This is a genomic window from Actinoplanes italicus, from assembly GCF_003001815.1.
GTDB lineage: Bacteria > Actinomycetota > Actinomycetes > Mycobacteriales > Micromonosporaceae > Actinoplanes > Actinoplanes italicus.
On record NZ_PVMZ01000009.1, the window covers coordinates 223,976 to 244,929 of the forward strand.

16 protein-coding genes are annotated in these 20,954 nt (G+C 69.6%); 8 read left to right on the forward strand and 8 right to left on the reverse strand.

Annotation, left to right across the window (positions count from 1 at the left end; translation table 11 throughout):
- Positions 1 to 34 precede the first annotated feature (34 nt).
- From CLV67_RS23020 to CLV67_RS23030, 3 genes are all read right to left on the reverse strand, one after another.
- Complete coding sequence (locus CLV67_RS23020) at positions 35 to 3,091, reverse strand: RICIN domain-containing protein (RefSeq protein ID WP_106321692.1); 3,057 nt, start codon at positions 3,089 to 3,091, stop codon at positions 35 to 37.
- A 96-nt stretch (positions 3,092 to 3,187) separates the two neighbouring features.
- Positions 3,188 to 7,993 (reverse strand): family 43 glycosylhydrolase, encoded by a 4,806-nt coding sequence (locus CLV67_RS23025; RefSeq protein WP_203737198.1) that lies wholly within the window; start codon positions 7,991 to 7,993, stop codon positions 3,188 to 3,190.
- Between the two features lie 189 nt (positions 7,994 to 8,182).
- A complete protein-coding gene (locus CLV67_RS23030; protein WP_106321696.1) occupies positions 8,183 to 8,848 on the reverse strand; it encodes a hypothetical protein in 666 nt (221 codons plus the stop codon).
- Positions 8,849 to 8,990: 142 nt separating this feature from the next.
- Here CLV67_RS23030 and CLV67_RS23035 point away from each other — a divergent pair, with 142 nt between their 5' ends.
- From CLV67_RS23035 to CLV67_RS23050, 4 genes are all read left to right on the forward strand, one after another.
- Positions 8,991 to 9,767 carry an NYN domain-containing protein gene (locus CLV67_RS23035; RefSeq protein WP_203737200.1) on the forward strand — a complete coding sequence of 259 codons (777 nt, stop codon included), beginning with the start codon at positions 8,991 to 8,993 and terminating at the stop codon, positions 9,765 to 9,767.
- Positions 9,764 to 10,387, forward strand: coding sequence for a TetR/AcrR family transcriptional regulator (locus CLV67_RS23040; protein ID WP_106321700.1), 624 nt, complete (start codon positions 9,764 to 9,766; stop codon positions 10,385 to 10,387). The genes CLV67_RS23035 and CLV67_RS23040 overlap by 4 nt, the downstream gene beginning before the upstream one ends.
- A gap of 22 nt (positions 10,388 to 10,409) precedes the next feature.
- Entirely contained in the window at positions 10,410 to 10,742 is a 333-nt protein-coding gene (locus CLV67_RS23045; RefSeq protein WP_106321702.1) for a DoxX family protein, read from the forward strand.
- A gap of 67 nt (positions 10,743 to 10,809) precedes the next feature.
- The gene (locus CLV67_RS23050) at positions 10,810 to 12,045 is read left to right on the forward strand and encodes an endonuclease/exonuclease/phosphatase family protein (RefSeq protein ID WP_106321704.1); all 1,236 of its coding nucleotides are present in this window, start codon (positions 10,810 to 10,812) and stop codon (positions 12,043 to 12,045) included.
- Positions 12,046 to 12,257: 212 nt separating this feature from the next.
- On the opposite strand, the gene CLV67_RS52010 is transcribed toward CLV67_RS23050, so the two are convergent.
- Positions 12,258 to 13,199 (reverse strand): tetratricopeptide repeat protein, encoded by a 942-nt coding sequence (locus tag CLV67_RS52010; protein ID WP_203737202.1) that lies wholly within the window; start codon positions 13,197 to 13,199, stop codon positions 12,258 to 12,260.
- A gap of 79 nt (positions 13,200 to 13,278) precedes the next feature.
- On the opposite strand from CLV67_RS52010, the gene CLV67_RS53505 reads away from it, so the two are divergent.
- Complete coding sequence (locus CLV67_RS53505) at positions 13,279 to 14,697, forward strand: FAD-dependent monooxygenase (RefSeq protein ID WP_239166454.1); 1,419 nt, start codon at positions 13,279 to 13,281, stop codon at positions 14,695 to 14,697.
- A gap of 921 nt (positions 14,698 to 15,618) precedes the next feature.
- Here CLV67_RS53505 and CLV67_RS23070 read toward each other — a convergent pair.
- Positions 15,619 to 16,104 carry a hypothetical protein gene (locus CLV67_RS23070; protein ID WP_239166455.1) on the reverse strand — a complete coding sequence of 162 codons (486 nt, stop codon included), beginning with the start codon at positions 16,102 to 16,104 and terminating at the stop codon, positions 15,619 to 15,621.
- Between the two features lie 37 nt (positions 16,105 to 16,141).
- On the reverse strand, positions 16,142 to 17,359 hold the full coding sequence (locus CLV67_RS23075) for an MFS transporter (protein ID WP_106321708.1): 1,218 nt from the start codon (positions 17,357 to 17,359) through the stop codon (positions 16,142 to 16,144).
- A gap of 63 nt (positions 17,360 to 17,422) precedes the next feature.
- Between CLV67_RS23075 and CLV67_RS23080 the strand changes: the two genes are divergently transcribed.
- Positions 17,423 to 18,307: an arylamine N-acetyltransferase family protein gene (locus CLV67_RS23080; protein ID WP_106321710.1), complete on the forward strand. Its 885-nt coding sequence runs from the start codon at positions 17,423 to 17,425 to the stop codon at positions 18,305 to 18,307.
- A 94-nt stretch (positions 18,308 to 18,401) separates the two neighbouring features.
- The gene (locus tag CLV67_RS23085; RefSeq protein ID WP_106321712.1) at positions 18,402 to 18,947 is read left to right on the forward strand and encodes a GNAT family N-acetyltransferase; all 546 of its coding nucleotides are present in this window, start codon (positions 18,402 to 18,404) and stop codon (positions 18,945 to 18,947) included.
- Positions 18,948 to 19,256: 309 nt separating this feature from the next.
- Here the strand turns inward: CLV67_RS23085 and CLV67_RS23090 are convergent, their stop codons facing one another.
- On the reverse strand, positions 19,257 to 19,691 hold the full coding sequence (locus tag CLV67_RS23090) for a winged helix-turn-helix transcriptional regulator (protein ID WP_239166463.1): 435 nt from the start codon (positions 19,689 to 19,691) through the stop codon (positions 19,257 to 19,259).
- Between the two features lie 185 nt (positions 19,692 to 19,876).
- Here CLV67_RS23090 and CLV67_RS23095 point away from each other — a divergent pair, with 185 nt between their 5' ends.
- Positions 19,877 to 20,389: a PaaI family thioesterase gene (locus CLV67_RS23095; protein WP_106321716.1), complete on the forward strand. Its 513-nt coding sequence runs from the start codon at positions 19,877 to 19,879 to the stop codon at positions 20,387 to 20,389.
- An 8-nt stretch (positions 20,390 to 20,397) separates the two neighbouring features.
- On the opposite strand, the gene CLV67_RS23100 is transcribed toward CLV67_RS23095, so the two are convergent.
- Positions 20,398 to 20,928 (reverse strand): DinB family protein, encoded by a 531-nt coding sequence (locus CLV67_RS23100; RefSeq protein WP_203737204.1) that lies wholly within the window; start codon positions 20,926 to 20,928, stop codon positions 20,398 to 20,400.
- Positions 20,929 to 20,954 lie beyond the last annotated feature (26 nt).

Sequence of the window (20,954 nt, forward strand, 5' to 3'; positions counted from 1 at the left end):
GGGCGCCGTCCCGAAGGACCGACGCCCGCACGGGTCAGCGCTTGCGGGTCAGCGTGATCTCGTAGGTCTGCCGGGTGGCGCCGTCCTCGCTGATGGCGACGACGGTCCGGGTGCGGCCGGAACCGGTGACCTCGACCGTGGCGTACGGGTCGGTGGTCACCGCCGTCACCTCGGCGGCGGCCGGGTCACCGACCGCGACCTGCCAGGATTTGACCGCCGGGTCGAACGACCGGATCGCCTCGCCGTCGACCAGGATCGACGTGACCGACGCGTCGGAGCCACGGCCGGGCGCCGCGACGTACACCTGAAGCTCCGAGACGGTCAGGTATCCGTCCGGCGTGGGGGTGACCCGGAGGCAGAACGGGTTCGTGCCCGGGTTGAGCGGGATGTCGGCGACGGTCGAGGTGACCACGACGGGCGACCCGGTGACCTGGCAGTCGCCGCCGGACTGCGTGCCGGCCTGGACGGTGGCGGCGATGCCGCCGCCGGAGGAGTTGTCCCGGTAGAAGTGCAGCACCGCCCGGTGCGGCGACACCCCCGCCGGCAGCGTGGCGGTGAGCGTCTCGACCGGGTTGCGGCCCGAGCCCTTCCAGTTGGACCAGGCCTTGTCGGTGAGGTTGCCGTTGGTGAGGCCGGCCGTCGAGTAGCCGGGCTCGGTGTAGGACGCGGTCACCGAGACCCCGTTCTGCAGGCCTTCGGACGGTGGTGTGACCTGCACCCGGGCGATGGCCGGGAGCGTCTGGCCGGGTACCACCGTGGCGGTTCCGGCCACTTCGGTCACACCCGGCGCCGGGAAGGTCGCGGCCGTCCACACCACCGGGACGGTCGCTGTACCGCCGTTCTCGCCGAGGGCGGTGACGGTGGCCGGCATCGACGCGAGCCCACCGGTCCAGGCCTTGGCCCGGCCGGGCACCGTCGAGGTGAAGACGTCCACGGTGACCTTCGCGGTGGCCTCGACCTTCCTGCCGAGGGCGTCGGTGGCGGTGCCGTTCACCAGCACGGTGCCCGGCTTGCTCCACTGCGACGCGGGCGGAACGGTCCAGGTGACCGGCAGGGCACGGTTCTCTCCGCCGGCCAGCACGGCGGTCACCGTCGCCGGCAGCACCGGCGCCTGGCCGGGCACGGTGTGGGTGAGGGCGATCTCGGTACGCCCGACCGTCTCGTCCTTGAGCGTCCACCGCTGGTTCGCGCCGGAGTTGGGCATCCATGTGCCGACCCGGGTGCCGTCGGCGGTGGCCCCTCCGCCTACGTCGAGCAGCCGTCGTTCGCCCACGTTGATGAGGGTGTAAGTGCCGTCCCCGGTGGTCGAGAAGCGCCACAGCGCACCGTCGTCGACGGCCCCGGCGGACTCGGTGACCAGTTGCCCGCCACGGACGGCCAGCCGCTGGCCGGTGCCCGCATTGATCAGCTGGTAGCGCTCGTGGACGGCGCTCTCCTGCACGGTCCAGAGCTGGTCGGCGGCGGTGGTGCTGTTGGTGCGGATCACGACGTCGGTGCCGGACGGCGTCAGCGACCGCCCGCTGGCGGCGCCTTCGAACCGGTAGGTGCGGCCCTCTCGCAGGTGTGACCCGCCGTCGTCGCGGACCCCGCTGACCAGGAAGGTCGTCACGGACTGGGCGGGTACGGCAAGGGTGACGCGCTTGCCGGTGACCCGCGCCGTGGCGCCCTTGACCAGCTTGCCGCTCGCGCTGGTGACGATCGGGGTCACCTTGGCGTCCGCGTCGACCTCGAACTTCGACAGGTCGAGGGTCACGTTCTCCGCGGCCGTGCCCGGGTTGGAGTGGACCACGGTCAGGCCGCGCTCCGAGGTCGCCGCGACGCTGCGGGTCCCGTCCACCTTCACCAGGTGGTCACCGGGCCGGATGTAGTGGGTGAAGTTCCGGATCGTGTCGAACTTGGTGTTGGTCCGGATCGGGCAGGTGGCGAGCGTGTCGTTCGGGCCGCAGTCGAAGGGCACGTGGATGGCGCCCCACTGAAGGTTGCCCTCGGCGACCATGTTCTCGGCGTCCTCGACCGGCTGCCACAGCACCCAGGCGGTGGGCTCCAGTTCGCGCAGGTCGTCGATGATTCGCTGGGCCATGCCCAGGCCTGAGTCCATGCTGGTGAAGTCCTTGCCCCAGCTGCCCTCGACCTCGCTCATCCAGAGCGGCTTCTGTTCGGCCTTGGCGATGTCACGGACGCTGGTCCGCTGGCCGGTGCCGTACGTGTGCACGTTGATCCGGTCGACGGCCTCCTTGGCGGCCGGTGTGTAGCCGTACCAGTCGGTGACGAGTGTTCCCGGGTTGGTCTCGTCCGGAGCGGCGATGCCCCGGTACGGCGCGATACGGCGGAGCGACTCGAGCACCTGGGCCTGCAGTGCGGGCCCGGCGTGGGCCCCTTCCTGGCGGCCACCGGTGGGCCGGCCGTCGGCGCCCAGGGTGGTACGCCAGTAGTTGGTGTTCGGCTCGTTGAGCGGCTCGATCGTGTCGACCTTGATCTTGTGCTTCTTCTCCAGGAACTCGGTGACCCGGAGCAGGTAGGTCGAGAACTCGTCGAGCGTCTCGGTCCGGATCTGGTCGGCGTTCGGGTCGAAGCCGCCGCTGACGTACCCGCTGACGGTCTGGAACCAGGGCGGCGAGTTGCTGAACGTCTCCCAGTGGTCGACGCGTTTCTTGATCCTGTCGACCCACCAGCGCTGGTTCGCGTCGGCGTTCCAGTTCCAGTGCTGCGGGTTGTCCGGGTCCCACCAGTCCTTGTCGGCCGGTGTGTAGGTGGCCGGCGCCTTCCACCAGCCCGGCACGTCACCGCCGGGTCGCAGGTAGGAGCCGACCGTGGGCGCGTTGCCGCCGCCGATGTTGTAGCGGGCGATGTTGAGGTTCAGCCCGTCCGGGCCGTAGAGCATGTCTGCGAGCTTGTTGCGGATCTCGTCGGGGTATCCGCCGGTGGCGTGGGCGAGCCACGCGAGGCTGGTGCCCCAGCCCTCCCACCGCTCCCCGTGGTAGCTGGGATCGATGGTGATCGTCGTGGCAACGGGAGCGGCGGTGGCCGGCGCGGGTACCGCCAGGGCCGTGGCAGCCAGCGCCGTGGCCGTGAGGAGTGCTCGAATTCTCATCGCAGTCCTAGGTCCGGTGGAATGGTTACGTAAACATTTGACGATATGGATGTCAATCGGGAGCGGGCCGGGAATCCCCGGCCCGCTCCTATGGCGTCAGACGACGATGCCGCCGCCGTCCAGGTTGAGGTCGTGCACCTCGTGGACGACCTTCCCGGTACGGGCCTGCCAGACCTTGATCGACACCAGGTCCTTACGGCCGTCGACGACCGTGATCAGCACCCGGTACCCGGACACCCCGTCGATCGTCGCGCTGCCGAGCAGCGACGCCACCGGCCCGAGGACCAGCAGCGGCGTCAGGTCGGCCGACTCGACGACACCCTTCGGCGTGCCGATCCACGCCTTCCCGGTGCTCTTGCCGGACCGGGCCAGGAACGCGAAGTCGGTCGTCGAGCTCCAGCCGCTGCCCGCCACGTAGCCGGCCTTCGACTGGTGGACGACGGTGAACGGCAGTACCCCGGGGCTTGAGGAACCGTCGTCGTCGCTGACCGTGACCGATGGCCGGTAGACGCCCGGAGTCGTGTACTTGTGCTTCACCGTGCACACGCCGGCCGCGACGGTCCCGGCCGACGTGGATCCGTCGCCCCACGCAGCCGTACAGCTGAGGGTGTCGGCGCCCGCGTCGCGGACCGTGACCTTCCGGACCACCTCGGTCTTGACGGCGACCGGGGCGTCCGGTGCCGGACGCCCGGCCGGAACCGTGACCACCGGAGCGGCGTTGACCACCGTGATCACCGCCGTGTCGCTGCTGCTCCCGGCGGTGAGCGTGACCGTGTGGGTGCCGTTGTCGGCGCAGGTCAGCGTAGTCGCGGCGGCGTGCGGATCGGCGAACACGCAGCCCGTGCCGGTGACCGTCCAGGCCGGCCGGTTGGCGTTGTTGGAGACCGTGCCGGCCAGGGCGATGGCGCTGCCCTCGGGCCCGCCGGTGTCCGGCCCGGCACCGGCTACCGTCACCGGGTCGATGCTCTCCAGCGTGGGCACGACCGGCTTGATCGCCCCGTCGGCCGCGAACTCGAGCCGGTCGATCGTCGTCTCCCGGTGCGTGCCGTCACCGCCCGGGATCGCGAACCGGTGGTAGGCCGTGTACCAGGAGTCCGACCCCGGAACGCGGACCACCGAGTGGTGGCCGGTGCCGAGAATGCCCAGCGACGTGTCCTTCGAAAGGATCACGCCGACCCGCTCGCTCCACGGTCCGAGCGGCGACGAGCCGGTCGCGTACGCCACCCGGTAGTCGGCGCTGCGGGTGTCGTTCTCCGACCACATGAAGTAGTAGACGCCGTTCCGCTTGATGACGAAGCTGCCCTCGTTGTAGTTCGCGGGCTTGTACGTCTTCACCAGCGCGGGGTCGAACGACACCATGTCGTCGTTGAGCGGTACCTGATACGAGTTGCCGTTGCCCCAGTACAGGTAGGACTTCCCGTCGTCGTCGGTGAACACCGCCGGGTCGATCATCTGACCCGGGTAGGTGCCACCCGCGACCAGCGGCCTGCCGAGCGCGTCGGTGAACGGCCCGGCCGGCGAGTCGGCGACCGCCACGCCCAGGTGCTTGGCCGTGTTGCCGCTGGCCAGGCCACCCGAGAAGTAGAAGTAGTACTTTCCGCCACGGGACGCGATCGCCGGTGCCCACGCGCTGTTGTCGGCCCACGTCACGTCCGGCCCGAGGTCGAGGATCACCCCGTGGTCGGTCCAGTTGACCAGGTCCTTCGACGACCACGCCTTGAACTGGGTTCCGGACCAGCCGGCGAACCCGTCGGTGGTGGCGTGGATCCAGAACGTGTCACCGAAGACCGAGATGTTCGGGTCGGCGTTCAGTCCCGGCAGGATCGGCGACTTCATGACCAGCGCCTGAACGGTCCATTTGCGGGTGGTCCCGTCGGCGGCGGTCACCGTGTAGGTCACCGGCTTCGTGAAGTCCTGCGGCGCGCCCGGGGAGATGGTGCTTCCCTTGGCGAGGGTGAAGGACGGGGCCAGCGACGTGACATCGGTACCGGGCTTGACCGGCAATTTCACCGTCGACGTGGCGTCGTCGACGATCGCGGTGGCCTTCAACTGCGGAAGATCAACCCCTCCGATCGATGTCGTACGCCCTGCGAGCTCCAGAATCTCCGAGGCGGACAGCGCCGTGTCGTAGATCCGGAAGTCGTCGACCTCACCGGCGTAGTACGGGTCCGCCGCGTAGAGCGAACGACCGACATAGCCGCTGTAGTTCTTCGACGCGTCGTAGAGGTCGGACGGCTTGACCGTGACCCCGGTCGCACCCGCGACCTTCGTGCCGTTGAGATACATGGCCGCGTTCGACCCGTCGACCGTCACGGCGATGTGCTGCCAGCTGCCGCCGGGCAGCGCCGCGCTGTGCGACAGCTGCTTCTCGGCCTGCCAGGACCCGGTGGTGAGCGCCGAGAACAGCACGTTGCCGCCGTTGCGTGGCCCGGTGAACAGGTACTTGTTGCTGTCCGGCCCGAGACCGTAGATCCACTGGTTGATCGTGGTCGACGCGGTCCACTTGGCCCAGACCGAGACCGTCACGGCGCTCGCGCCCTTGAGCACGCCGTTCGGGATCGTCACGTACGGCGAGGTCGAGCCGCCGGACATCTTGAACGAGCCGTCCTGGACACCGGTGCCCCACGCCGGAGTGCGTACGTAGGTGCCGTTGAAGTCGTTGCCGGAGGTGTCCCGGGCGACCGTGCCGCTCGTCTCATCGAACTGGTAGCGCAGCCGCAGCCCGATCGACGGGGTCGGCGGCTCCTCGTACTTCGCCGAGATCCGGTCGTACTCGGCTTTGGTGACCGGCAGGATCGTGCCATGGCGCGGGCGCGACGGCATGGTGTACGTGGGTTCCGGCGTCCACTTGCCCGAGTTCAGGTCGGTAGTGGAGAACGGGACGTAGCCCCGGCCGCCGTACTCGTCGATGTAGAGGTACCACTTCTCCTCGGTGTTCGACTTGAACACCAGAGGGCCTTCGCCCTGGCTGAGTGCGCCCTGGCCGATGCACTCGGCCTGGAAGTCCCAGTTCGTGCTCAGCAGGTCGGTGGACTTCTCCTGGATCAGGAACTTGCTGCACGGCGAGGTCGACGAGTTGTTCCGCTCGTCCTTGGTGATCCGGTGATAGACACCGTTGTGCTCGATCACCGTCGAGTCGATCACCGAGTAGCCGGGGTCCTTCCACACCTGCGGCTCGCTGAACGTGTGGAAGTCACGCGTGGTCGCGTACATCATCTTGTTGTAGGTGTTGCCGGTGTGGTTCGGGTCGTTCTCGGCGTAGAGCTTGGACGCCCAGAAGACCACGTAGGCGCCCAGTTCCCTTGAGTAGAACGCCTCCGGTGCCCAGGTGTTGCCGGCGGTGTCGGGGGAGACCTTCACGAGGCGCTGGTCGGTCCAGTTGACCAGGTCGGTCGACTCCCACACCATGATCGACTTGCTGCCGGTGCGCTGCGACGCGTCCCAGTCACCGTTGCCATAGATCTTGAGGTCGGTGGCGATCTGGTAGAACTTGTCGCCCTCCGGTGAGCGGATGATGAACGGGTCGCGCAGGCCCTGGGTGCCGAGTGTCGAGGTCAGCACCGGGTTGCCGTTGTTGATCTCACGCCAGCTCAGCGGGTTGTTGCCGTTGCTGAGCGCGTTGTAGACCTGCTCGCCGTTGGAGTAGCCCTCGCCGGTGAAGTAGCTGAACAGGTAACCCTCGTAGGGCTCCGGCTTCGGCAGGGCGGGCACCGTGGCGGTGAAGTCGCGGGTCGCGGTGGCCGTGCCGTAGGTGACGGTCGCCGTCAGCGTGACCGTTTTCGACGGCTGCCCGGTCGCGGGGCGGTGTACCTCGCCGCTGGCCGAGATCGTCGCCGGGTCACTGGACACCCACGTTGCCGTCGCGGGGAGGGACACGTTTCCGCGTACGTCATCAAGGTTGTGGATCTTCAGAGCCTTGACCGCTGCCTCCGCGTTGGCCGCGTCGTCGAGTGCGGCCTTGACGGTGACCTGGAAGGTCTTGGTGCCCTGCGAGGCGCCGCGGCGCAGCGTCGCGGTGAGTGTGGCGTGCGCGTCCGGCTCGCCGGCGGCCGGGCGGAAGATCTTCCCGGCGTCGCTGATCACGTCACTGTCGCCGGAGCTCCAGGTGATCTTGGAGCCGTACGGGGCGGTCGCCGGCAGATTCAGATCAGCGGTGAGACCGCTCGTGTCGCCTAGGTCCAGTGCCGCGGCGTCGGCCGTGACCGACTCGGCGTTCGCGGGTGCGGCCAGAGTCTCCACCTCCGCCGGAGCCAGCGCCCGGTCGTAGACGCGGACGTCGCGCAGCCGGCCCTTGAGCAGCCGGTCGCCGTTGTAGTTGGACTTGCCGAAGTAGTTCGCGGTCGTGGTGCCGCCGCCGATCGCGCTCGGCAGGACGCTGATCGAGGTGTTGGTCGCGACCGCGACGCCGTCCTCGTAGAGCGTGCCGGTCGTGCCGGTCTGCGTGTAGGTGACCGTCTTCCACGCGCCGCGGACCAGGTTGTGACCGTCGGCGGGCCGGGTGTTCTGCTCGCCGGTCCAGTTCACCGGCGAGATCGCGCTCCGGTACGCGTTGCCGGTCGCCATCAGGTAGCCGTTGCCGTACCCGGTCGCCGTCTCGGTGTTGCCGAGGCCGTAGAGGAAGTACGGCGTCGCCTGGGACGGGTCGATCTTCACGTCGAACGAGACGCTGATCGAGTCCAGTGTCTTCAGAAGATCGTTCGGGGCCTTGATGTACGTGTCGGTGCCGTTGAGCTCGAGGCCCTGCGTCCCGGACCAGCCCGCGGTGCCGACCACGGCGCCGTCGCGGCCGTTGCCGGACGAGTCGGTCGCGACCGCGCCGCTCGCCTCGTCCAGCCTGTACCAGAGGACGAGGCCGTCGGCGGCGGCCGCGGCGGTCGGCGCGGCGAGCACGCCACTGAGCACGGCCAAAACAGTGAAGGGCGCTAACAATTTAGTACGGCGCGCGAAGCGCCTGCTTATCTGCATTTGTCTCCCTGCTGGAACAGCCGCGCCCCACCGTCCCCAATCGACGGGCGCGTAACGGGGGTGTTGCCAGAGTGTTAGCGCTCACAGCAGTGGCGTCAAGACTTTGTTCCCACGTCGATACATGCGCTAGTGGTCGAGACCGGCCCACTGTCGCCACTGCCGGATCGCCGGGCACAGCTCCTGCTCGCGGGCGTCGGACATCATCCGTACCCACATGCTCTGGTAGGTGACGTCCAGCGCCGGTGCCACCAGGTCCACTTCGAAGAGCATCCGGGTGGCCGAGGTGGCGTGACTCGCCATGGCCATCTCCCGCGCGCCCCGGGCCGCCCTCGGGTCACCGGGCCCGTCGAACGGGAACGTCACGATCAGCGCGATCAGCTCGTAGTAGTCGCCGAACGCGAGCATCCCGGCGGCGGTCGTCAGGTAGCGGACGTGGGTGGAACCGGTGACGGCCGGCGGTTCGGCGCAGAGCACGCCGAGGGCGTGGCGGCGCATCCGCTCGGCGTGCCGCAGCTGCGTGTCGCGCAGCTGCCGACCGGCCGCGGTCGAGGTGAGACGGGTGGCGTCCGGGCGGTCCACCGCGCGCAGTTGCAGCAGGTGCGGCTCGGCGAGATCGTCGAGAAGCAGAGTGGCGATCCGGGCGATCTCCGCGTCGGCCGGTGCGAGCGCCGGGTTCAGCCGGGCCTCCCGTCCGGCGATCGCGATCTTCAGGTCGGTGAGTGCCGCGGCCCGGCCGTCCGGCCCCGCGTCGGTCAGCAGGGCTCGCAGGCTACGGGTGGACCACAGTGCCATTTACCTACGCTACCGCCCGAAGCGTCCGTATTCGAGACTCATCTATGTATCGGTGGCGACAGGCGCGTCCGGCCTGGGTAGCCCTATTCTCGAAGATTCGGCAAGGTCGGTTCGGCAGGGCAGGGGGACACCGGTGGCGGCGGTGAGTGAGAACTCGGTCAGGCTGGCCGTGCTGATCGACGCGGACAACGCGCAGGCGTCGATCGTCGACGGGCTGCTCGCCGAGGTGGCGAAGTACGGGACGGCGCACGTCAAGCGCGCCTACGGCGACTGGACCGGGACCAGTCTGCGCAGCTGGAAGGATCAGTTGCTGGCCCAGTCGATCCAGCCGATCCAGCAGTTCGCCTACACGGTCGGCAAGAACGCCACCGACGCCGCCATGATCATCGATGCCATGGACCTGCTCTACACCGGCCGCTTCGACGGGTTCTGCATCGTCTCCAGTGACAGCGACTTCACCCGGCTCGCCTCCCGGATCCGCGAGTCCGGGCTGACGGTCTACGGCTTCGGTGAACGCAAGACCCCGAAACCGTTCGTGGCCGCCTGTGACAAGTTCATCTACACCGAGAACCTGTACACCGAGAACCTCGCCGAGCCGGAGTCCGTCCGGATCCCCGAGCCGAGTCCGGTGCTGGCCAGTGCCCATCTGCGCGGCGACACCAGTCTGATGAACCTGATCCGCTCCGCGGTCGAGGCCGCCTCCGGCGACGACGGATGGGCTCCGCTCGCCGCCGTCGGGCACATCGTCACCAAGCAGCGCTCCGACTTCGACCCGCGCAGCTACGGATACCCGAAACTGGGCGGCCTCATCACCGCCATCGGGCTGTTCGACATCGACCGGCGCGACTCCGCCGACGGTAAACAGGCCATCATCTGGATCCGCGACAAGCGGCGCTCCGGGAAGAAGACCGCTGAATGACCACCCGCGGGCGGCGCCGCGACGCCGAGGAGAACCGGGACCGCATCCTGCGGGCGGCGCGGACCCTGCTCGCCCGCCAGCCGGCCGCCAGCATGGACGACCTGGCGCAGGCCGCCGGGGTGGTCCGGCGCACGGTCTACGCCCACTTCCCGAACCGGGACGAGTTGCTCGCCGGGCTCGCCGACAGGTGCTCCGGGGATCTGCTGGACGCGCTCAGCCGTACCGACCGGGATGCTCTTGATCCGGAAGTCGCCATGGCCGACTTCGTGCGCACGCTGTGGACCGCGGGCGAGGAGTATCGCCTGCTGATCTCCCTGGCCGAGAGCAACCTGGGCATGGCCGGGATCCGGGAGCTGCTGCTGCCGATCGCGGCGCAGAGCTACGGGCTGCTGGAACGCGCGCGGGCGAGCGGGCGGTTCGCCACGCACCTGCCGCTGCCGGTGCTGAGCTCGGCCCTGCAGGCGATGAACCTGGCCATGATGCAGGCGGTCAACGACGAGCTGTGGACCGACGACGGCACCCGGGCCGCGGTCGCCGTGCTCGTCGCCGCCGGCCTGCCGTCGGCTCTCGCTGAGGAGGCGGTCAAGCGTGCTGCCTCACAAGATGTTGCACAGCGGTGAGCACGAAAACTAGCCTGCTCGGGTGAACACCGCGCTGGCCGTCATCGTCATCGTCTTCTTCGGCGTCCAGGGCATCGCCCGGCTCACCGCCTCGCCGGAGGAGCAGCGCGCCTCGGCGTACCACTTCGGCGTCTCCCTCTCCGAGTACCGCAAGACCTCCGCCCTGATGATCATCGGTGGTCTCGGGATCGCGGCCGGCCTGGTCGTGCCGCCGCTCGGCGTCGCCGCGGCCATCGGTCTCGTCATGCTCATGACGATCGTCGCCGGCCTGCGCCTGCTCTGCCAGGACGGTGCGCTGCGAGTCGCGCTGCCGCTCGCCGCCGCCGTTCTCACCGCGGGAACGCTCGTGTGGTGAGAATTGTCGATGGCGGCTCGGTGAACGCCATTGCGTCCAGCGTGGACGACCGGTACTCACTTCAGAGATGAAGCGTGTTCTCTTCACCGCACTCCTCGGCGCGGCCCTGACAGCCGTCCCGGCGCCCGCCCACGCGGGTTCCTCCGAGGTGCGTTTCGCGACATACAACCTGTCCCTCAACCGGCCCACCCAGGGCCTGCTCCGCGAGCACCTGGCCGACCCGGCCGTCGACGACGTCTACCGCCGCCAGGCCCGCAACGTGGCCGAGGTGATCCAGCGGGCCGCGCCCGACGTCGTGCTGGTCAACGAGTTCGACTACGACCCCGAGGCCGCCCGGCTCTTCGCCGAGAACTTCCTCGCCGTCTCCCAGAACGGCGCGCCCGCCCAGCGGTACCGGTACCGCTACGTCGCCCCGTCGAACACCGGCATCGCCTCCGGCTTCGACCTCAACAACAACGGCGTCATCGACACCACACCAGGCGACGGCTCGTACGGCGACGACTCGTACGGCTTCGGTCTCTTCCCCGGCCAGTACGGCATGGTCGTGTACTCGAAGTACCCGATCGACTTTTCTGCGATCCGCACCTTCCAGCACTTCAAGTGGAAGGACATGCCCGGCAGCCTGCTCCCCGCCGACTTCTACTCGGCCGAGGAGCAGGCGGTCCTTCGCCTGTCGTCGAAGAGCCACTGGGACGTGCCGATCCGCGTCGGCCGCAAGACGGTGCACTTCCTCACCTCGCACCCGACGCCGCCCACCTTCGACGGGCCCGAGGACCGCAACGGGCGCCGCAACCACGACGAGATCCGGTTCTGGGCCGACTACATCACCCCTGGGCGTACGTCCTCGTACATCTACGACGACCGCGGGCGTCGTGGTGGCCTGCGCCCCGGTGCGGACTTCGTGATCGCCGGTGACCAGAACGCCGACCCCGACGACGGCGACTCCACCGGTGACGCCGTCGAGCAGCTGCTCGACCACCGTCTGATCAACAGCCGGCTCGCGCCGGCCAGCGCCGGTGCCGCCGAGGCGGCCACACTGCAGGGCGGCGCCAACCTGACCCACACCGGTGACCCGGCTCATGACACCGCCGACTTCTCCGACACCGCGCCGGGGAACCTGCGGGCCGACTATGTGCTGCCGCGGGCGGGGCTCAAGGTTCGCGGGGGAGGCGTGTTCTGGCCGGTGCGGGCCGACCCGCTGTCGCGGTTGAGCGGTGTGTACGGGGCGGAATGGGCGCCGGTCAACGGCTTCCCGACCTCCGACCATCGCCTGGTCTGGCTCGACCTGAAGATCCGCCGCTGACCCGTTGGCGTCGTCCTGCCGTTTCGCGGCTCGCCCGCCTGCCGTAGCCCGGCCACCTGAAGCGTTACTTCAAGGGTGCGCCGGCTACGGCTCGCGGGCCCGGTGCCCATCATCTCTCGCGGGCGTGGCGCCCATCATCTCTCGCGGGCGTGGCGCCCATCATCTCTCGCGGGCGTGGCGCCCATCATCTCTCGCGGGCGTGGCGCCATCATCTAGAGAAAGGCGCGCCCGGCGGCGAGGCGTTCCGTGGTCAGATTCGGCGTGGCGAGGGCGTGGCCGACGAGCACCTTGCGGTAACCGGTGTGCTCGACCGCCGCCGCCAAGGTCAGGAACAGGTCGAACGCCTCGCCGGATCCCGTCGCACGGGCCCGGTAGGCGGCCGCCGCGGCGCGTAGTGCCGGCTCATCCGGTTCGTGCTCCAGCCCTCGGGCCGTCAGCTGCGCCGCGCCGGTGAAGTCGTCCTCCGCGGCGGCCAGGTCGGCGAGATCCAGGTAGAGCGACCAGTTCCCCGGATCCAGCTCGAGCGCCCGCTCGTAGCAGCGCCGCGTCGCCGTGCCGTCACCGAGATGACGATGGGTGGCGCCACGAACGACCGAGGTGATCATCAGTGGCTCGATCGCGTCGGCCCGGTCGCAGAGTGCGAACGACTCGTCGATCCGGCCGGCGAAGCGCAGCATGATCGCCATCCGGGCCATCTGCTCCGGGACCGGCTCACGGGCGCACACCGCCTCGATCGCCCGGAACCACGGCGTCAGCTTCTCACCATCCAGAGGCTGCCCGGCATCGGCGACGGCGATCGCGGCGTCGCCCATCCCCGTCGGCGACAGGCCCGCGACCAGGTCGTCGTCGAACCAGGGCGCATCCGCCCACGGTACGTCCGGCCGGTAACCGGTCACCCAGGCCAGAGCCGTGGCAGCGGCATCCATGTCGCCGGCCAGACGGGCGAGATAGGCATCAGTCAGGAGCCCGGCGAGACCGACCCGGTCGGCGCCGGTGTCCGGATATTGTTCACGGATCTCGGCCAGCAGCTGATAGGGCTCGAGGCTGCCCGGGTCCCGCACGACCGCACCGGCGGCGAACCTCAGGCCGGCCGCGGGCGAGCCGCCGCAGTGTGACATGACACGTGCCATCGCCAGGTCGCCCTTGATCGACATGGCTTGCACCGTACCGTGGACTGTCCGGTTGTGGGCACTTCGATCCGATGAGCATCGATGAGGGGGAGCCTGGTTCGTCATGGACGTACTTGTGGTGGGCGGCGGCATCGCGGGCCTCGCACTGGCGCGGGCGCTGCGCCGCCAGGACGTCCCGGTGACCGTGGCCGACGACGGTCCTTCAGGTTCGTGGTCAGGTGGCCTGGCGATCAACCTGCCCGGCAACGCGATCGCCGCCTTCGCCGCGCTCGGCCTCGCCGACGGTCTGGCCAAACTCGGCCGCCCCACCGAACGCCGCGAGTACCGGTCCATGCGCGACCGTCTGATCTTCTCCGTCGACGAGGACGCCTTCTGGGGGCCGGAGGCGCGGCCCCGATGCGTACGCCGTTCCGACCTGCTGGCCCTGCTCGCCGACGGCCTCGACGACACCATCCGGCGCCCGCTGCCGGTCACCGCGGTCCGCCCGGTCCCCGGAGGAGCCGACGTCGAATTCGGAGACGACACCCTCCAGCGGTACGGCTTCGTCGCGGGCGCGGACGGCGTCCGCTCCGTGGTCCGGGCCACCGCCCTCGGCGACTCATCCCACGCCGCGGACCTCCCGCGTCGCGGCGACTCGGCTCCCGGGCCGGCGTCTGATTCCATCCCCGGCCTCAGCCCCAGCCCCAGCCCCGGCCTCAGCCCCAGCCCCAGCCCCGGCCCTGGCCTCAGTCCCAGCACCGGCTCTGACCCCGGCCGCGGTTCCGGCTCTGGTCTCGGTTCCGGCTCTGGTCTCGGTTCCGGCTCTGGTCTCGGTTCGGGCCCTGGCTTCGGCTCCGGCCCTGGCTTCGGCTCCGGTTCGGGCCCTAGCTCCGGTTCCGGCCTTGGCTCCGGGGCTCGTGCCGCCGGGCGTGGACGTGTCACGCGACTGGCCCTGCTCAGTTCCGCGAGCTGGCGCTTCATGGCGCCCAACCCCGGCGTCGACTGCTGGACCGTCTGGTCTGGTCCCGGCGGCGCCTTCCTGCTCATCCCGGTCGATGATCATCAGGTCTACGGGTACGCCTCCGCCACCACTGGTGGCCCGGTCAGCGCCGACGAGTCCTGGCTGCACACCACCTTCAAGGACTATCCGGCACCCGTCCGCACCGTCCTGGACAGCATGACCGACCTCTATCACTCCCCGATCGAGGAGATCCGCACTCCCACCTGGTCGAACGGCCGCTGCGTCATCATCGGCGACGCCGCCCACGCCACCGCGCCGGTCTGGGCCCAGGGGGCGGCCCTGGCCGTAGAGGACGCCCTGGTACTCGCCGAACTGCTGGCCACCACCGACTGGGACGACGCCGGAGCCCACTACGAGCGCCTCCGCCGCGACCGGGTCACCCACGTCCAGACCGCGACCGACCGTTTCTCCCGAGCCGCCGCCCTGCCGTCCTGGCTGCGCCACCTGATCCTGCCCGCGATCGGCCCCCGCGCCTACCGCGACACCTACAACCCCTTGCGCCACCCGTTCCCCACCCCTTGACGGGGCCGTACACATGAACAAAGCGCCCAACCCCGGCCCGACCCTCGCTCCCCAACCTGCCGCCCCGCCAATCAGGGCGGCATGCGTGGTGATGTGTGGCGCGCGGGTGGGCGTGGGTCTCCACGCTGCCGGGGCCGGCGGTGTGCGTGGTGATGTGTGGCGCGCGGGTGGGCGTAGGTCACCACGTTGCCGGGACCAGACGGAGTGCGTGGCGATCTGCGGTGCGCCTGTGGGTATTGAGATTGTTGGCGTAGGTCTCCACGTTGCCAGGGCCGGCGGTGTGCGTGGTGATCTGCGGTGCATGGGTGGGCGTCACCACACATCGGACGTGGCGGCGCCCCGAAGATACGAGTCGAGACCGTCGCCATTGTCCAAGATCTGGCCGGTGGCCGGTGGCCGGTGGCTGGCGGTCGGCGGTCGGTCCCGGCATGTGGCGGCTGACAGCGGTCACCTCGCGGTGTGGTGCTGGTGGCGGTCGCCTTGGCGTGGGTCGATGCAGTGACGGTCGGCAGATGGCTGCTGTTATTGCCCGAAGTGCGGATGTTGGCGCCGTAGTCGCCCTAGGTGCGCCGTCAGCGCTGGCTGCCGACGGGCGGTTGCCCAACCGCGATTGCCCGATGTGCGGCCGGTAATCGCCGCCGAGCGATCGACACCGTCCCGCTTCGGCCCTCGGCGAGCGAAGCGGGCGGCGGTGTCGCCCTGAGCAGGCGGTGGTGACCCGAAGCGGGCGGTGGTGACCCGAAGCGGGCGGTGGCGCCGCTCGGCGCCGGCGGTGGTGTCGCCCTGAGCAGGCGGTGGTCACCCGAAGCGGGCAGTGGTGTCGCTCGGCGCAGGCAGCGGTGTGGCCTGAAGCGGGCACCGGTGTGGCCTGAAGCGGGCAGCGGTGTGGCCGGAAGCCGACGGCGATGTCGTCGCGGAAGGTCAGTTGGGGGTGAACAGGCCCTGCAGGCCGACGACGATCGCGATGATGCCGAAGACGGCGACGAGCAGTGCCGGCCCCGCGAGATCGGCCGGCGGCGGTCCGGCGACGCCACCGGGTGCGGTAGCCGCATTGGGGGCCGCACCTCCGCCGAGGCCGTCGGCGGCGTGGCCGGACGAGTCCGGCCCCGACGATCCGCTGGAGACGGCGGCCGGAACCAGGGGCCGGCGCCCGGTCAGCCGCTCCCAGGCGAGGATCACGCCGACGGCGATGCCGACGACCTCGAAGTGGAACAGGTGCGGCCCGGAGATCAGATGGACGATCAGGAAGTATCCGCCCGCGACCAGCGCCACGATGCCGATCAGCCAGCGCCATCCGGCGATGCGGGCGGTGAGACGGGCGATCACCGGGAAGCGTCCGAGCAGCGGGATCGCGAGCAGGAGACCGCCGACGATGTTGGCGGCGTCGAGCAGCAGAGCCATCAGCATGGCGTTGAGTCCTTAAATGAGGCGTCCCACCGTGAGCTTAACTTGGAGCGCTCCCAAACGCAGAGTCCGAGGCCGCTCGGTGGACCAGTGGGCGGGTCAGCCACGTGGCGAGCAGGGCGACGACACACAGGGCGGCCAGGCTGAGGTAGCCGGCGCGGAACGATCCTGTGACGTCCTTCACGACGCCCAGCGCGTACACGAAGACGAAGCTCCCCAGATTGGCGCAGAAGTTGCCGAAACCGCTGATGAGCCCGGCATTTCGATCGCCGAGGACCTGCAGCGGCAAGGCGAACAACGGCCCGAAGTAGACCTGGATCGCCACCGAGATCAGCGCGACCACACCGAGTAGCCCTGCCATCCCCGGCGCGTACGTGAGCAGGCTCAAGCCGACGGTGAGCACGGCCAGGGAACCGCCGATGACCAGGAGCGGCCGGTTGATCCGGTCGGACAGGTAGCCGCCGAGGTAGTTGACCGGCGCGCTGATCGCCGAGGCGACGGCGGCGACGAGTCCGGCCGACGCCAGCGATTGGCCACGATCGACGACCAGGTAGGTCGGCAGCCAGAACGTGAAGCCCTGCGCCACGGCCAGCCGGGTGAACTGGATGACGCCGGTGAGCTGCACGATCCTCTGCCGGATGAGACCCGGCAGCTCGGCGAACCGGACCGGGTCGGTGCGTGGTCGCTCGGGGGCCGGCCCGGCGAGGAACCGGTAGAGCGCCAGCGCGAGCAGGCCCGAGCAGGCGAACAGGATGAACAGCAGACGCCAGCCGAGCGGGCCGACCAGGAGCGGGCCGACCGCGCTGAGCAGGATGTTCGACGAGAACCCGCCGACCACGTAGAGGCCCATCGCGGTGGCTCGCCGGCCGGGTGGGAACAGTTCGGTCATCAGCAGCATGCCCGGCGTGAACACCAGGGCGCGGAAGAACCCGGCCAGTGCCTGATCGATCAGGAGCAGTGGGTACGAGTGGAGCACGGCGAAGAGCGCGGCCAGCAGGTTCATCCCCACCAGCCCGATGACGAACAGCCGTCGCGGGGTGAAGCGGTCGGCCAGGTAACCGGACGGGACCTGCATCAACGCGTACGTCAGGTTGCTCGCCGCGGCCAGCGTGCCGGCCTCGGTGAAGCTCAGGCCGAGATCGCTGCGGATGAGGGGCAGGAACAGGCCGATCCCGCCGAAGATCAGCCCGATCGTGCTCTGGCAGACGACCAGGAGGGTGATGACCGGTCGCCGGGCCCGGGTGTCGCTGATCGTCATCCGTGGATCGTAGGCACGTTTCCGGCGGACCGAGATGTCGTACCCGGCCGCTAGCGTGTTCCCATGCCCGATCCTGTCGACGTCCCCGGTTATCTCGCCCGTCTCGGCCTGCCCGAGCTGGCCGGCCACGAGCCGAGCGTGCCGGCTCTGCGTGCGCTGCACCGGGCGCATGCTGAGCGGGTGCCCTACGAGTGCCTGGAGATCCATCTCGACCGGCCGACGACGATCTGTCCAGCGGACTCCATCCGGCGCATCGTGAGCGGCCGCGGTGGTTACTGCTATCACCTCAACGGCGCCTTCTCGACGCTGCTGCGGGCGATGGGATACCAGGTCACCCGGCACGTCGGCGGGGTGCAGGGGCATGCCGATCCGGCTCCTGACATCTCGGCCAACCACCTGGTCCTCACCGTCTCCGATCTGCCGTCGACCGAGTCGCCGGACGGCTCCTGGCTGGTCGACCTCGGCATGGGCGACGGCCTGCACGGTCCACTTCCGCTGGTCGAGGGCATACATGAGGACGGACCTTTCCGGTACGCCCTGCGCGCCTCCGAGGCGACGCCGGGTGGGTGGAGGTTCGACCATGATCCGTCGGCCGCCTTCCTCGGCATGGATTTCCGGGCTGAGTCCGCCCGCATGTCGGACTTCCAGGAGAGGCATGTCGAGCTCTCGACCTCGCCGGATTCCGGCTTCGTCCGCGTGGCTCTGGCCGCCCGGCGGGACGCGACCGGCGCCGACGTGCTGCGGGGCCTGACATTGACCCGGATCGGTGCCGAGCCGGCCCGTTGCGAGCTCCGTGATTCAACGGCTTATTTCGATGCGCTCGCCGACATTTTCGGCATCGTCCTGTCGCCGGAGGACAGGGCTGTTCTCTGGCCACGGGTCACCGAGGCGCATGAACGCTGGGTCCGGTCGCAGGCCGAGGTCACGGCGGAGGCGGCCGTGGGATAGGTGGGATTTGCCAATGCGAATGAGCCTCTGATTAGGTAAGGCTTACCTTATCGAGTTAACGGAGGTTCAGGCGTGGGGGCACGCGTGATTCAAAATGTCTGAAATAAGTTCCGTAGTCCTTGCCGAGAAGGTCGACCTCGATGAACTGGCGAAGGTGTACCGACGTGTGCACGCCGCCGACCTGCACCTGACCGACCACAGCGAACCGTCGTTAGAGGACCGTCTGCGCTGGACCGCTGAGGCGCCCGGCTTCCAGGCGGCACTTGCTTACGTGGATGGTGAGCTGGTCGGGACCGTGATGGGCTGTCCACTGCCGCCGGAGACCCTGTGGTGGCGCGACCTGACCGATGTGAACGATCCCGGCCTGGCCGTCGAGTGGGAGGGGCGCACGTTCGCCATCTGCGAGGCGTTCGTCGACCCCGCCTATCAACGGCACCGGCTGGGCGTACGCATGGTGGCTGATCTTCTCGATCAGCGGAAGGAGGAGCGCGTCTCGCTGGCGGTGGCCGAGACCAACACCCGCGTGTGGCACGCGTTGCAGCGGCTCAAGTTCCTGCATGTCGGCGACCTGATCCCGTTCCCCGGCTGGCGTTCGCACCGCATGCTGGTCCGCGACCTGCCGCTGAGCGCCTCTCGCTGAGCGATCGCCCGCAAACCCGGCGGGGACACCCTCTGCGATGAGCCCCGCCGGGTGAGCACTCGGACTGCCGTGGGCAGAGGACTCCCGCCGGGTGAGCACTCGGACCGCCGTGGGCAGAGGATTCCCGCCGGGTGAGCACTCGGACCGCCGTGGGCAGAGGATTCCCGCCGGGTGAGCACTCGGACCGCCGTGGGCAGACGATCCCCGCTGGGCGAGTGCTCGGACCGCCGTGGGCGCGGCCGTTACGCGGTTATCCGCGAGGGGATAACTCACCGGCGAAGACGAACGAACGGCGAGGACGAACCGTGTTCAGGATGCGGCATCGGCCGAGCGTGGCCGTGCGCCCGGTCCGGGGCGGGGCTGGATCTCCCGCTTCTTCTCCACGAGATGGCCGTCCGCGCAGGTCACGGCGAGGTGCAGTTCGGCGCCGCAGTCGCGGTGGGCGTACTCGATGGGTGGTCCCTCGGGGTCGGCGAGGTAGCGGTTGCCCCATTCGGCCAGCGCGATCATGACCGGGTAGAGGTCAAGGCCCTTCTCGGTGAGACGGTATTCGTGACGGACGCGGGAGCCGGGTTCCCGGTACGGCTCGCGGCGCAGCACCCCGTTCTCGACCAGGGAGCTCAGCCGGTTGGTGAGGACCTGGCGGGGGATGCCGGTGCGTACCCGCATGTCATCGAAGCGCCGGATGCCGGAGAACACCTCGCGCAGCACCACGAGGGCCCACTTCTCGCCGAGGATGCCCATGGCCCGTTCGACGGTGCAGTTGTCGACAGACCAGTTGAGGGCGGAGGGGGCGCCGGACCGGTCGGGGGCGGCGGGGGCAGCGGCGGAGGGAGAAGCGGCCGGAAGGGGAGAGGCGGAGGGAGGCGGCATGTGAGGAAGGCTAAGTCTCGTTGACAGATGCAGCAAGCCTCTGCAAGCCTGCATCCATGACGCAGACCCAGGAAGCCGCCCGCACCCGTACGTTCGGCTGGACCGATCCGGCCGAGCACGCGAGTCAGCTCGGCCGCCGCAGCGGGCTGGAGATCCTGAACGCCATGTCCAGCGGCGAGCTCCCGCCTCCGCCGATCATGCACCTGATCGACGCCGTGGGCATGCGGGCCGTGGAGGGCAGCGTCACCCTCGAGCTGGAGCCGCAGGAGTTCCACTACAACCCGCTCGGCTCGGTGCACGGCGGAGTCCTCTCCACCCTGCTCGACACCGCGGCCGCCTGCTCGGTGCACAGCACCCTGCCGGCCGGGGTCGGCTACACCAGCATGGACCTCAACGTGAAGTTCCTCCGCCCGGCCACCATCGCCTCCGGCCGGCTGACCTGCACCGGCACGGTGCTGCAGCGCGGGCGGCGGACCGCGCTCGCCGAGGCCCGGATCACCGACTCGGCCGGCAGGCTGATCGCCCACGCCACCTCCAGCTGCATGATCTTCGAGATCCCCGGCGCCTGACCCGCGCCTCACTCCGGCGGGTCCTCGCCGACCAGGCCGTCGATCGACTCGCGGATCAGGTCGGCGTGACCGGTGTGCCGGGCGTACTCCTCGATCATGTCGACGAGCATCCGGCGCAGGCTGGGCGTACGCCCGTCGGGCCAGGTGAAGTCGGCGGGATGGTCCAGGCCGCCCGCGGCCAGCGCCTCCGCGATGTTCGCCCGCGAGCGCTCCACCGACTCCCGCCAGAGCGCGTAGAGCTCGCCGGGACTGTCGGCGGCGGCGCTGCGCCATTCCCAGTCGGTCTCGGCGTCCCAGTCCACGTCCTTCCACAGGGCCGCCGGCTGCCGGCCGAGCCGGATCGAGAAGTACATGTCCTCGCACAGGGCGAGGTGCTTGAGCAGTCCCCCGAGGGTGATCGTGCTGGCCGCCACGGTGACGGCGAGGCCGGCCGCATCCAGTCCGCCGCTCTTCCAGGCGAAGATGCGGCGCTGACGTTCCAGCGCGCCGATCAGCGTCTCGGTCTCGGTGCCGGCGGCGGGTGGTCCCATCGGAATCATGACGGCACGCTAACCTCGCTTCCGGA